The sequence below is a fragment of the Rhizobium sp. PRIMUS64 genome (assembly GCF_023006465.1).
GTDB lineage: Bacteria > Pseudomonadota > Alphaproteobacteria > Rhizobiales > Rhizobiaceae > Rhizobium > Rhizobium leguminosarum.
The window spans coordinates 1-12,745 of sequence record NZ_JALBGX010000173.1; the positions used below are offsets into that span (position 1 = coordinate 1).

The 12,745-nt window shown below is 61.6% G+C and carries 13 protein-coding genes and 1 pseudogene; 5 read left to right on the plus strand and 9 right to left on the minus strand.

The features are described from left to right. Together MOV76_RS35220 and MOV76_RS35225 are read right to left on the minus strand one after the other, a co-directional pair. A pseudogene (locus MOV76_RS35220) lies at positions 1 to 137 on the minus strand (CAP domain-containing protein); the annotation flags it as partial. A 1-nt stretch (position 138) separates the two neighbouring features. Next, entirely contained in the window at positions 139 to 405 is a 267-nt protein-coding gene (locus MOV76_RS35225) for a DUF6460 domain-containing protein (RefSeq protein WP_028731556.1), read from the minus strand. A gap of 144 nt (positions 406 to 549) precedes the next feature. Between MOV76_RS35225 and MOV76_RS35230 the strand changes: the two genes are divergently transcribed. Both MOV76_RS35230 and MOV76_RS35235 read left to right on the plus strand, forming a co-directional pair. Continuing rightward, the gene (locus tag MOV76_RS35230; RefSeq protein WP_247266267.1) at positions 550 to 1,482 is read left to right on the plus strand and encodes a class I SAM-dependent methyltransferase; all 933 of its coding nucleotides are present in this window, start codon (positions 550 to 552) and stop codon (positions 1,480 to 1,482) included. 212 nt (positions 1,483 to 1,694) lie between these two features. Next, on the plus strand, positions 1,695 to 2,330 hold the full coding sequence (locus MOV76_RS35235) for a YitT family protein (protein ID WP_020493417.1): 636 nt from the start codon (positions 1,695 to 1,697) through the stop codon (positions 2,328 to 2,330). A 386-nt stretch (positions 2,331 to 2,716) separates the two neighbouring features. Here MOV76_RS35235 and MOV76_RS35240 read toward each other — a convergent pair whose 3' ends face one another. Further along, a complete protein-coding gene (locus tag MOV76_RS35240) occupies positions 2,717 to 3,178 on the minus strand; it encodes a carboxymuconolactone decarboxylase family protein (protein ID WP_018072447.1) in 462 nt (153 codons plus the stop codon). 22 nt (positions 3,179 to 3,200) lie between these two features. Next, the gene (locus MOV76_RS35245) at positions 3,201 to 3,701 is read right to left on the minus strand and encodes an Rrf2 family transcriptional regulator (protein ID WP_018244670.1); all 501 of its coding nucleotides are present in this window, start codon (positions 3,699 to 3,701) and stop codon (positions 3,201 to 3,203) included. Between the two features lie 133 nt (positions 3,702 to 3,834). On the opposite strand from MOV76_RS35245, the gene MOV76_RS35250 reads away from it, so the two are divergent. The 3 genes from MOV76_RS35250 to pdeM all read left to right on the plus strand — a co-directional run bounded on the left by MOV76_RS35250 (position 3,835) and on the right by pdeM (position 7,945). Continuing rightward, positions 3,835 to 4,467: a YitT family protein gene (locus MOV76_RS35250; protein ID WP_130728812.1), complete on the plus strand. Its 633-nt coding sequence runs from the start codon at positions 3,835 to 3,837 to the stop codon at positions 4,465 to 4,467. Positions 4,468 to 4,619: 152 nt separating this feature from the next. Beyond that, the gene (locus MOV76_RS35255; RefSeq protein ID WP_247266268.1) at positions 4,620 to 7,130 is read left to right on the plus strand and encodes a ligase-associated DNA damage response DEXH box helicase; all 2,511 of its coding nucleotides are present in this window, start codon (positions 4,620 to 4,622) and stop codon (positions 7,128 to 7,130) included. 89 nt (positions 7,131 to 7,219) lie between these two features. Beyond that, positions 7,220 to 7,945 carry a ligase-associated DNA damage response endonuclease PdeM gene (gene pdeM, locus MOV76_RS35260; RefSeq protein WP_032998281.1) on the plus strand — a complete coding sequence of 242 codons (726 nt, stop codon included), beginning with the start codon at positions 7,220 to 7,222 and terminating at the stop codon, positions 7,943 to 7,945. A 54-nt stretch (positions 7,946 to 7,999) separates the two neighbouring features. Here the strand turns inward: pdeM and MOV76_RS35265 are convergent, their stop codons facing one another. The 5 genes from MOV76_RS35265 to MOV76_RS35285 all read right to left on the minus strand — a co-directional run. Beyond that, positions 8,000 to 8,581: a transglycosylase SLT domain-containing protein gene (locus tag MOV76_RS35265; RefSeq protein WP_018447621.1), complete on the minus strand. Its 582-nt coding sequence runs from the start codon at positions 8,579 to 8,581 to the stop codon at positions 8,000 to 8,002. A gap of 164 nt (positions 8,582 to 8,745) precedes the next feature. Further along, positions 8,746 to 9,303: a dihydrofolate reductase family protein gene (locus tag MOV76_RS35270; protein WP_247266269.1), complete on the minus strand. Its 558-nt coding sequence runs from the start codon at positions 9,301 to 9,303 to the stop codon at positions 8,746 to 8,748. Positions 9,304 to 9,528: 225 nt separating this feature from the next. Beyond that, positions 9,529 to 10,329 carry a TIGR02186 family protein gene (locus MOV76_RS35275; RefSeq protein ID WP_028731548.1) on the minus strand — a complete coding sequence of 267 codons (801 nt, stop codon included), beginning with the start codon at positions 10,327 to 10,329 and terminating at the stop codon, positions 9,529 to 9,531. After that, a complete protein-coding gene (locus MOV76_RS35280; RefSeq protein WP_017966911.1) occupies positions 10,329 to 11,252 on the minus strand; it encodes a sulfite exporter TauE/SafE family protein in 924 nt (307 codons plus the stop codon). Before MOV76_RS35280 ends, MOV76_RS35275 begins: the two co-directional genes overlap by 1 nt. Positions 11,253 to 11,618: 366 nt before the next feature. Beyond that, positions 11,619 to 12,745: SEL1-like repeat protein (locus MOV76_RS35285; protein ID WP_247266270.1), on the minus strand; the 1,127-nt coding region annotated here is incomplete at its 5' end.

Genomic DNA, 12,745 nt, shown 5'->3' on the forward strand with positions numbered 1-12,745 from the left:
ACGCTCGCCGTCTCGTCCTCGCCGTCGGAAGGCGTGCCGGCCATCCGCGGGGTCGTGGTGCAACCGGCGATGCCGGCGGCGAGTGCAAGTCCGGAAAGGCGCAGCAGACCACGCCTGGAAAGATCGATGGATGTCATGTTACCGGCGGTAGCTGAAAAGACGAAGGATGACGAAGAGCGGGATGACGATCGTCGCGCCGAGGATGAGATAGTCGCCGACGCGCCCGAGGGCCGAGAAGCCCCGATGCCAGATTTCCAGGACGAAGTCGCGGACGCCATCGATGATGCTCCACGGCGTCAGGCCGAAGACGGTCATGACGAAACCGACGATCAGCGACACCACGACAAGCTTTATCAATGTACGGCCGATTGAATCGCCGAGGAACCTGTTCGCCTGATCGGACATAAGCCATCTCCTGTTTGCCCTTGGAATAAGGTCGCGGCGTGTCACCCGCAAGCCCTTTCCGGAATTGGCCGCTTCGCCTCTGAAATAGGACTTGAGTTTTTTTGTGGCCGCCGCCAAATGCGGGCCAACCAATTAGGTCCATTGATGCAGCCCCACCAGCTTTCCTCAGGCGACGTTATCGCCGACCGCCGCGCCGATTATGCCAGGATGCTTGAAGAAGGCGGCGAGCCGGAAGCGGCCGCTGAGCTGATGGAACAGGCCCTCGAACTCGTGCCCGCCTGGGCCGCCGGCTGGTATCGCCTCGCCACCTATCTGGAAAAGGCGGGCAGGGGTGACGCCGCGATCGAGGCCTATCGCAGGACGCTTGCCCTTGATCCCGACGACATTTTCGGCGCCGCCCTCAAGCTCGCCCTTCTCGGAGACGCGGCCACGCCAGACCGGCCGCCGAGCCGCTATGTCGAGCGCCTCTTCGACGACTATGCCGATCGGTTCGAATCAGCCCTTGTCGACAAGCTCGACTACAACGTCCCGCAGAAGCTCGCAGCACTCGTCGCCTCCACCGGCAGGCGCTACGAACACGCCGTCGATCTCGGCTGCGGCACCGGTCTGCTCGGCCCGGAGATCCGCGCCAATGTCGACCGCCTTGAAGGCTTCGACCTCTCGCAGAATATGCTCGTGAAGGCTGCCGAGAAACGGGTCTATGACAGTCTCGCCCAGGCCGATCTCTCGCTCGCGCCCGAGCTCTCCGGCCTGTTTGCGGAGGCCGCGCGCCATCGCGCCGATCTGGTGACGGCAGCCGATGTGCTGATGTATCTCGGCAATCTCGAGAGCGTCTTTGCCATCGTCGGAGAACTCGCTGCATCAGGCGCCGATATCGCCTTTTCCGTCGAGGATGCCGGGGACGGCGAGGGCTTTCATCTCGCTCAGTCGCTGCGTTACGCCCACTCGGAAAGCTATGTCAGGATGCTTCTTGCCCGTTATGGCTTGCAAATCCTTGCGACCGTCAAGTCGGTTATTCGCAAAGATGGCGGAAAACCGGTTGCCGGCATTCTGTTCCTTACGCGCAAACCAGCGTGAGCGAACATTTCTTGCGATTTTTTAATAGGTCAGCATTGCTTACCTATTTTGCTTGATCAAAAGACCGAAAAACCCGATATTGCACTGCATCTGCAGAGATGCCCGGCAATTATCGCCGAGGCGCTCCGGCTTCTTTCATTATGCAAAATTCCGTTGCGCCCGGGCCTCTCCCAGCGCGTTTTTTAAAATCGTCTGCCGTGGAGACTGGCGACATGACACAGCTCATCAATGCCCTTGGCTTCTGGAATACGACTGCGACGCGCCACACCCCGATCGAAGATGTGCAGGGCATATTCTCCGGCAGCCTGGTTGCCGCTCTCGGCCTCTATGTGCTCGCCAGCGCCGGCCTTCTCACCGGCAGCACCGCCGGCGTGGCCTTCCTCCTGCATTATGCTTTCGGCGTCAATTTCGGCCTTGCCTTCTTCCTGCTCAACCTGCCGTTCTTCTATCTCTCGTGGAAGCGCCTCGGCATGGCCTTCACCGTCAAGACCTTCATCGCCATCGGCCTGACCTCGGTGATTGCCGATGTGCAGTCGCGCTTTCTGTCCATTTCGAGCATCCATCCGGCCTGGGCGGCCCTTCTCGGCGGCTTGCTGCTCGGCTTCGGCCTGCTGGCGCTCTATCGCCACCGCGCCAGCCTCGGCGGTGTCGGCATTCTCGGCATCTACCTGCAGGAACGTTTCGGCATCCGAGCCGGCCTCGTCCAGCTCGCCATCGACATGTGCGTGCTCGCCGCCGCCTTCTTCGTCACCACGCCGCCTGTCGTCTTCTATTCCGTGCTCGGCGCCGTCGTCCTCAACCTCTTCGTTGCCATCAATCACCGGGCTGATCGCTACATCGCGCTTTAACTTTACGCATGTCGTTATCGCAAAACCGCCGCACACTTTTGCGCGAGATGCTAACATTACCAATCGGTAAGCCATTCTAAATAAAACGTAACTTGCCTGTGATCGGTCTCGGCGCGAAACTCATCTCGCGCCGGATTTGATGAGGTGAACTATGTCAGATTTGGAAAAACTTGTCAGACGCCGTATGCAGGAAGAATACGCCAAGGGCGCTTCCGCAGAAGAAATTGCGAAAGTCGTCCGAGACATATTCAACAGCATCGACCTCCCGGGCAATCGGTTTGACGCCGTTGCCGTACGGGCCACTCGGGATCACGAATGATCCGATATTCGACCGACCCGAGATTTTCGGGTCGGTTGCAAGGATGATTTCCCTCTCAGCAGATATCTCAGGCTGCCTTCGTTGCAGCATCGAGCGGATGCTGCGAGCGGAAGCCGACGGCAAGCCGGTTCCAGATGTTGATGGCGCCAATCGCCACCGTGATCTTCGTCATTTCTTCTTCAGAAAAATGCGCCTTCAGCGTCTCGTAGTCGGCATCAGGCGCGCCTGTCTTGGCGATATTGGTGACCGAATCCACCCAGCCGAGCAGCGCCCGTTCGCGGGCGTCATAGACCGGCGATTCCCGCCAGACGCACATCAGGTTGATCCATTGTTCGCTGAGCCCATCGTGGCGGGCCTCCTTCACATGCATGTCGACGCAATAGGCACAGCCATTGATCTGCGAAGCGCGCAGCTTGATCAGGTGGATGAAGCGACGCTCCAGCCCGGAGGACTGGACATATTGCTCGAGCGCGGCGACCGCCTTGTAGGCATCGGGGGCGGCTTTGGCGAAGTTGAAACGTGGTTGCATGTCTTTCTCCTTTGATGGTGGCTCAACGAGCCGTCTTGCGTTCATGGATTTCAAGGAAGGCGCAGCCTCTAGCTGCGATCGATCCGTCGTCGACGGCGGTGAGTTCAATGCCGATATCGGCCAGGCTCGTCTTGGCGAGTTCGGCGCGATAGACCCGTTCGGCTTTCAGCATCGCCGCGTTGATGGTGCAGGGCTGGGCGAACAAGCGATCGGAGACCGGGTTCGGCCCGCGCTGGCGGATTTCGGCGCAGCGGAACGCCGGCGCAGACCCCTCGACCGCGAGCACGATGTCGAGCAACGAAATCTCCTTCGGCGCCTTCGCCAGCCGATATCCGCCCTTCGGCCCCGGAACCGTATCGAGGATGCCGGCGCCAGACAGCGCCTGCAGATGCTTCAGCAGATAGCTCGTCGAGACGCCGTGGAATTCCGCCAGCGCGGCGGCCGAAAGCACGCCGCCTTCGGAAAGGCCGGAAAGCATCGCAACGCTGTGAATGGCCTGCTCGACCCCATCGCCCATCTTCATGCACCTGGCCTCCTCAATTCGCGGATAAAAAATATCCACGATTATGCCGGCTGTCAAGCGGTGTCCGCGATGCTTGCCACTTGCCTTTATCCTGACCCTGGATAGAAGACGGCAAAGCCGACAGGGGAACAACATGGCATCCAACGCTTTCGCAGGCCTTCTGAATTCCAGCGCCGATCGTCACTCGCTGCTGGACGACGCCCAGGGCATTGTCGCCGGCAGCATGCTCGCCGTGCTCGGCGTATCGCTTCTCTCCGGCGCGGGGCTGCTTGCCGGCGGCACGGCAGGCCTTGCCTTCCTCGCCCATTATGCGACCGGCCTGGGTTTCGGCCTCTGCTTCTTCGTCGTGAACCTGCCCTTCTATTATCTCGCCTTCCGCCGCTTGGGCGCTGCCTTCACCATCAAGACCTTCGCCGCCATCGCGCTCACCTCGGTTCTGTCGGAATTCATCTCGGGCTTCATCAGCATGGCGCATGTCGATCCTATCGCCGGTGCGCTCTTCGGCGGCCTCGTCATCGGCGCCGGTATGCTGGCGCTCTTCCGCCACCGCGCCAGCCTCGGCGGCATCGGCATTCTCGCCCTCTATATCCAGGATCGCTTCGGCTGGCGCGCCGGCTTCGTCCAGCTCGGCTTCGACGGCGTCATCCTGGCGCTCTCCTTCTTCGTCGCAAGCCCCTTCATCATCGCCTGCTCGGTGCTCGGTGCGCTCGTTCTCAACCTGACGATCGCCATCAACCACCGCAAGGATCGCTATATCGCCATGTGAATTGCTAAAGCGCGTCGCGATCTTTCAGATTCGCTCATCGCACTTTAGGTCTTTGTTTTTACGCATGTCGTTATCGCAAAACCGCGGCACACTTTTGCGCGACATGCTTTGGCCGCTCTTCTCTTTCCCCGGCGTTTCACTAGTTTCAGGGCGTGGACCAGATCGATTCCGAAGCCCGTGCCCTGCTTCCTGCCGCCTTTACCCGCTGGTTTGCGGAAAAGGGCTGGCGCCCGCGCGCCCATCAGCTGGAACTGCTCGCCCGCGCCGAGGCCGGCGAAAGCACGCTGCTGATCGCGCCGACCGGCGCCGGCAAAACGCTCGCCGGTTTCCTGCCCTCGCTCACCGATCTCACCCGTCGCGGCCGGATCCCGCCCGGCTCCGCCTTCACCGGCATCCATACGCTCTATGTCTCGCCACTGAAGGCGCTTGCCATCGATATCGAGCGCAACCTGATGAAGCCGGTCGAGGAGATGGGCCTGCCGGTCACGATAGAAAACCGCACCGGCGACACGCCGAACGCCAAGCGCCAGCGCCAGAAGCTCAACCCGCCGGATATTCTGCTGACGACGCCCGAACAGGTCGCCCTGCTTCTGGCGAACCGCGAGGCCGAGCGCTTCTTCAAGGACCTGAAATATATCGTCCTCGACGAGTTGCATTCGCTGGTCACCTCCAAGCGCGGCCATATGCTTTCGCTCGGCCTTGCCCGCCTGCGCCGCCTTGCCCCCGGCTTCAAGACCATCGGTCTGTCGGCCACTGTCGCCGAACCCATGGATCTGCAGAAATGGCTGGTCGGACAGGAAGAGGGCAGCGAGCATCATGCAGGCCTCGTCGTCGTCGAAGGCGGCGCCAAGCCCGATATCTCGATCCTGTCGACCGAAGAGCGCATTCCCTGGTCCGGCCATTCCGCCCGATACGCCATTCCCGATGTTTACCGGCAACTGGTTGAACACCGCACGACGCTGCTTTTCGTCAACACCCGCAGCCAGGCCGAAATGCTGTTCCAGGCGCTCTGGACGATCAATGACGACAACCTGCCGATCGCGCTCCACCACGGCTCCCTCGATGTCGCCCAGCGCCGCAAGGTCGAGGCGGCGATGGCCGAAAACCGGCTGCGCGCCGTCGTTGCCACCTCCACCCTCGATCTCGGCATCGACTGGGGCGATGTCGATCTCGTCATTCATGTCGGCGCGCCGAAGGGTGCCTCACGTCTTGCCCAGCGCATCGGTCGTGCCAACCACCGCATGGACGAGCCCTCGAAGGCGATCCTTGTGCCGGCCAACCGCTTCGAGGTCATGGAGTGCCAGGCCGCCCTCGACGCCAATTATATCGGCGCGCAGGATACCCCGCCGGTCGGCCGCGGCGCGCTCGACGTGCTCGCCCAGCATGTGCTCGGCATGGCCTGCGCCGAACCTTTCGACATGCTGGAACTTTACGATGAAGTCACCAGCGCCTCGCCCTATGCCGATCTGAGCTGGGAGACCTTCGAGCGCATCGTCGATTTCGTCGCCACCGGCGGTTATGCGCTCCGCACCTATGAGCGTTACGCCCGTATACGCAAGACCAAGGAGGGCCGTTGGCGCGTCTCCAATCCCGCAGTCGCCCAGCAATACCGCCTCAACCTCGGCACCATCGTCGAAAGCCCGATGCTGAATATCCGCATGGTCAAGCGCGGCGAGGGCGGCAGGATCGGCCGCGGCGGCGCTACGTTGGGCAAGGTCGAGGAATATTTCCTCGAGCAATTGTCGCCGGGCGATACCTTCGTCTTCTCCGGCAAGGTGCTGCGCTTCGAGGGTATTCGCGAGAACGAATGCCTGGCGTCGCAGGCCTTCTCGCTCGATCCGAAGATCCCCTCCTATAATGGCGGCAAGTTTCCGCTGTCGACCTATCTCGCCGAGCAGGTGCGGGCGATGATCGCCGATCCCGATCGCTGGCGCCACCTGCCGGATCAGGTGCGCGACTGGCTGTCGCTGCAGAACGACAAGTCGATGCTGCCGAAGCGTGACGAGTTCCTGATCGAAACCTTCCCGCGCGGCAGCCGCGGCTACATGGTCGCCTATCCCTTCGAAGGCCGTCTCGCCCACCAGACGCTCGGCATGCTGCTGACCCGCCGGCTGGAGCGGATAGGCGCCAAGCCGCTTGGTTTCGTCGCCACCGATTATTCGCTTGCCATCTGGGGCCTCGAGGATATGGGGCTGATGATCCGCAATGGCCGGCTCAGCCTCTCCGACCTCTTCGACGAAGACATGCTCGGCGACGATCTCGAAGCCTGGCTGGACGAATCCTTCCTGTTGAAGCGCACCTTCCGCAATTGCGCCGTGATTGCCGGCTTGATCGAGCGCCGTCATCCGGGCAAGGAAAAGAGCGGCCGCCAGATCACCGTCTCCGCCGATCTGATCTACGACGTGCTGCGCAGCCACGAGCCGGATCACATCCTCTTGCAGGCGACGCGGCAGGATGCGGCGACGGGACTTTTGGATATTGGCCGTCTTGGCGATATGCTGAGACGAATCAGGGGCCACATCACCCACCGCGCTCTCGACCATATTTCCCCGCTCGCCGTGCCGGTGATGCTGGAAATCGGACGCGAGGCGGTGCCGGGCGAGGCCCATGACGCGCTGCTCGCCGAAGCGGCGGACGATCTGATCGCCGAAGCGCTCGCTTGACGAGAATCGGGCCTGATGAGAATTAGGGCCCGACGATTTAGGCCTGACGACGATTTAGGCCCGACGACGATTTGGGAATGACGACCGTGATGAACCGCCTGGCGCTGGCGCGCGACATATCAGGACTGGCCGCCATGCCGGGCATCGAGACATCGGTCCATGGCATTGCCGCGGTCTGTGATCCGCTCGGCGCCCTCTATCTGCCCGATGCCGGCCTGCTCGTCGTTTCCGACCTGCACCTGGAAAAGGGCGCAGCCTTCGCCCGCCGCGGCATGATGCTGCCGCCTTACGATACGCTGGCGACGCTGACCGTCCTTGCCGCCGTCATCTCGCGTTATGATCCGAAGCTCGTCATCTCGCTCGGCGATAATTTCCACGACCGCATCGGTTCGAAGCATTTGCCGGAGAATTTCCGCACGCTGATCGTCAATATGGCCCGCGGCCGCGAATGGATTTGGATCAATGGCAACCATGATCCGGATGGCATCGTCGATCTGCCGGGCACATCCGCTGACGAGATGCATTATGCCGGCCTGACCTTTCGGCACGAGCCGAAGAACGGCTTGCAGAGTGGTGAGATCGCCGGCCACCTGCATCCGTCGGCGACCGTCCGCCGCCGCGAGAAATCCGTCCGCCGCCCCTGCTTTGCCACCGACGGCGCCCGCCTGCTGATGCCGGCCTTCGGCGTCATGAGCGGCGGTCTCGACCTTCGCCATAAGGCGATGCACGGTCTTTTCGACCGGGGGTCGCTGATCGCGCATCTGCTCGGCAAGGACCGGATTTATTCTGTCAGATACGGCAATTTGTGGGGATAGCGCCTGTTATTTGAGGGCAGAGGGGGGCGGACATGGCACGCCCTCAAACTATCCTCAATCGCACTCCTGCAACTGCCGCTGATACGTCCCGGCCATCCGCGCAAACTTCTGCGCCGTCTGCTGCAGCTGCCCGTTCGAGCGCCAGTCGCCGCGTTTGTATCCCGTCGGCCCGGAATAATAGGCGAGATAGAGATTATAGGCATCGTTCAGCGGAATGCCGGTCTCCACGCTGTTCTGGTAGTGATACCAGCCGATGAAATCGATCGCGTCGGCGAAGTTCGCCCGCCGCGCGGTCCAGTTCCCCGTCTGCGACTGATAGTGATCCCAGGTCCCGTCGAGTGCCTGCGAATAGCCGTAGGCCGTCGAAGGCCGGGTCCAGGGAATGAAGCCGAACAGTTTGGTGCGCGGCGGCCGCGCATAGGGCTGGAAGCCGGATTCGGTATACATCGTCGCCATCAGGATCGGTACGGGCACGCCGTATTTCTTCTCCGTCCGCTCGGCGGCACTCTGCCAGCTGGAGAAAAGCCCGTCGCGCTCGTCGAAGACGGCACAGATGTTCCTCGTCTGCTTCGGCGCCGTTGCGCAGCCGGCAAGCAGCGCGAGACCCATGGCCGTCAGAACGATACGAGTACGCATGACAAAACCTCTCGTTTCCGAGAGATTACTAACTCGTAAATGTTAAAAACCGGTTTTTAGTCGAATGCGAACTTCCCAGGCTGCTCTCTTGTGCGACCAGGGATGGATACTCTGGCCTGACCATCGGGACGGCATCGTGTCAAAATCTCAATGGGTGAGCGCCGCTAAGCCTTGACGGGTTCGTAGCGCAGGATTACCGCGCCGCCTTCCGTCGTCGAGGATTCGATGAGCTTCAGCGGCACCTGGCCCTCTGCCTGTTTGAAAAGCGGATTGCCGCCGCCGAGAATGACAGGCACCAGGCAAACCCTGATTTCGTCGATAAGCCCCGCTTTCAGCAGGCTGTCGGCAAGCTCGGCGCTGCCGAAGATGAAGATCGTCTTGCCGTCCTCCTGCTTCAGCCTCGTCAGTTCGGGGACCGGATCGTTGACGACACGGGCATTGTTCCAGCCGGGCTCGGTCATCGTCCGCGACACGGCGATCTTGGCGATGCCGTTCATATAGGCTTTGATCTCACCTTCGCCCTCGGCGCTTGGCCAGTAGGAGGCCATGCCCTCATAGGTCTTGCGGCCGAATACCAGCAGATCGCCTTCCCTCCCGAATTGTTCGGCATAGCGCTGCAATTCAGGTCCCCAGGCGAGATTGTGGAAGTCGATATCCCACGGCTTCGTGCCTTCGAAATAACCATCGAGCGTCATCAGGTTCCAGACAACAAGCTTTCTCATTTCCATCCTCCTTCTGAATTGCCAACCGAGATAAAACCGATTGCGAATTACAACTGGTTGAAAACTAGATCGACTGATAGCGAAATGCAAGCGGTTTTTGGAGGCATGGATGAACTGCCGCCAAAACATCCGGGCAAGCAGCTACCGCCGGGCAGGCTCTTCGTGCCCGGTTGTCTTGCCGAGCCTATTTTCAGGAAGAAATCCGCTTGAGCGCCTTGCGGCGGATCAGTCCTTACGGAAGATCAGGCTGGCACCCCAGCCGGTGATCACGGCGAGCAGCACCGCCGCACAGCCGTAGAGGATCGGCTGATCATGCGCAGCATCGGTGATCGTCTGCTCGATGCCGGTCTTGATGACCCGCAGCGGCAGCGATTTCTCGGTCACGAAAATGCCGCTCTTGAACAGATAGGCGCGCACGCTGTGCACGCCGTTCGGAATGTTTGCCGGCAGGCGCAGGCTCGCCTTGAAGAGGTTGGAGGAAACGAACCGCACGCCGCTGGGATTGCGGTCATAGAGCCCGCCGCCCTGCTGCAGTCGCCGGAAGGCCTCGCGGAACTCGCCGAGATTGCTGCCGTCGCCGACGAAGCCGACCGGCGTCAGCGGAATGTGGTCGATGCCGATCCCCTGATCGATCAGGTCAAGCGGCGTCACGATGTCGTCGATCATGCGTGAACTCGACATCGAATAGGAATGCGGCACCGCTTCGAAGGTCATCGAGCGGGTGTTCACCCAGATGCCGAAGACGCGTTCCTTCTTGCGCACCGTCGCATCCTCGCGCGGGCCTTCCAGCACCACGACCACGTCATATTGGCCGACGGCCAGCAGCAGCTGGTCGGTATTCGAGAGCGCCCCGAAGATGGTCAGATCCGCGCCGTGGAAATCCGACGTGATGGCGATTTCGCTGGTCGACGTGCCGATTTCCAACCCTTCACGGACCGCCTCCGATGCCTGCCCCGGCAGCCACTGGGCTCCGGCAGAGGCCGGCAGCAGGCAAAGCAACGCGATGACGAAAACAGCCAGGCGCATCAGTTGCCCGCTCCCATCACCACCGAATAGACGTCGGCCGGCGCCACCACCAGCGCGATTGCAAGACGCAGGCCGACGGCAAGCACCAGTAGGCCGAGCAGGGCGCGCAGCTGCTCGCCGCGCAGCTTCTGGCCGACCCGCACGCCGTATTGCGCGCCGATGACACCGGCCACCATCAGGATGAAGGCAAGCACGATGTCGACGGAGAAGTTCGTCGCCGCCTGCACGATCGTCGTATAGGCGGTCACGAAGATGATCTGGAACAGCGAGGTGCCGACGACGACATTGGTCGGGATGCGCAGCAGGTAGATCATCGCCGGCACCATGATGAAGCCGCCGCCGACACCCATGATCGAGGTGAGGATGCCGATCGCAAAGCCGAGTGCGACGATTGGAATGACGCTGAGATAGATCTTCGATTTCTTGAAACGCACCTTCAGCGGCAGCTTGTGCACCCAGTGCTGGTGGCCAGGCTTGCGCGGTGCGGGCGGTTCGTTGCGCGCTGCTCGCCGCATGGCGTTGATGCTTTCGAGCAGCATCAGTCCGCCGACGGTGCCGAGGAAGACGACATACATCAGCGAAATGATCAGATCGAGCTGGCCGATGGCGCGCAGCAGCGAGAAGATCCAGATGCCGACCGTCGCCCCGGTAAGACCGCCGACCAGCAGCACCGTGCCGAGCTTGACGTCGAGCGAGCCGCGCCGGAAATGCGTGATCGCGCCCGATATCGACGACGCCACCACCTGGTTGGCGCCGGTCGCGACCGCGACGACGGGCGGGATGTTGTAGAAGATCAACAGCGGGGTGATGAGAAAGCCGCCGCCGACGCCGAACATTCCAGACAGGAATCCGACGGCCGCCCCCATGCCGAGAATGATGAAAATGTTCACCGACAATTCTGCGATGGGCAGATAGATTGTCACAGCCGACCCCGAATGATGACCGCTCCTGCCGGGCGGTTTCTTGTCACGTCCCCGTTCGAATGCGCACCATACTGTGAAATCGTTGCCAGAGGCTTTCGATCGGCCCCGTGATTAGCCATAGAGATTGGCGGAGAGATCGGTGGCAGAGGATTCGCCGGATGCGCGGATCGATATGTCCGGGCATAATCCGGCTTTTTTCAGGTTTTGTGACAGGCGACGGCAAAATTGGAAAAAGCCTTGCGGCCTACCGCATAGTTTATCCTTCAATCGATTTCAATTGAAGGATAAATTAAGCAGTAATTCAGCGGGTTACAGCGTCAATCGCGTCTGAAAAGACGCGCGGCGCTGTAATGCCGCCAGGCCCTTTTAGATCGCCTTGCTGCCCTGCTTGTTGTGTTCGAGCAGCGCCTTCACGGTCGCATCGGTCACCTTGCCGTCCGGCTCCTGCCCGACGGACTTCTGGAAGTTTTTGATCGCGGTCACGGTCTTCGCGCCCATTTCGCCGTCCGGCACTCCGGCGTCGAAGCCGTTATTGTTGAGGATCGCCTGGATGTTGCGGACTGCCTTCTTCATGTCGACGGTCGCCGTCTTCGCCCCGGTGCCTGCCCATTCGTCGGGGATGTCGATGGCGTTCGTGCGGTGGTCGACCGGCTCCGGCTTCCAGAGATCAGCCTTGCCGCGCGCCCGTTCGAGCTGGTCGGGCTTCATGGCTTTGGCCACTTCGTCGCGCTTCTGCGCCGCATCCTTGTCGCCGGCCTTGGCGGCGATCGCAAACCATTTGTAGGACTCTTCGAGATCCGCCGGAACCCCGTTGCCCCTAGCACAGAGGATCGCCAGGTTGAACTGGCTGTCGGTGATGCCGAGGTTCGCAGCCTTGGTGAACCACGAAGCGGCCGTTGCATAATCCTGCTGGCCCAGCGCGCCGGAGGCGTAGAGGACGGCGAGATTGTGCATGGCGCTGGCATTGCCCTGGTTGGCCGCCTGCTCGTAGAAGCCCTTTGCCTTGGCGATGTCGCGTTCGACGCCGTTGCCCTTCTCGTACATGCTGCCGAGCCGGTATTGCGCAGGCGCAAAGCCCTTGTCGGCCGCAAGCTGGTACCAGTTCGCCGCCTGCTTCTGATCGACCGTCATGCCGTTGCGGCCGTCGGAATAACGCGCGCCGATTTCGAACAGCGCCAGCGCATCGCCGCCGCTCGCCGCATCGGCAAGCGATTTCGGCTGGACGGTGTCGGGAACGGTGATGGCGGCCTGCGGTGCGGGTGCGGGAACGAAGCCCGATGTTTCCTGCGCTGCGCCGGACGGACCGGGAGGGGCAAGGGTCGCTGCCCCTTCGCCGTCAAGCGGCGTCATGTCGGTCAGATGGTCACTACCGGCCGGTGGGGTTGCTTCCGGCTGCGCCTGTTCGGCGGCGGGCGGAACAGCTTCCGTTGCCGGAGTGGTCGTTCCGAGAGCGGCGGCATCCGGCTGGGCAGGTGTCGCTTCAGGCAAGGCCG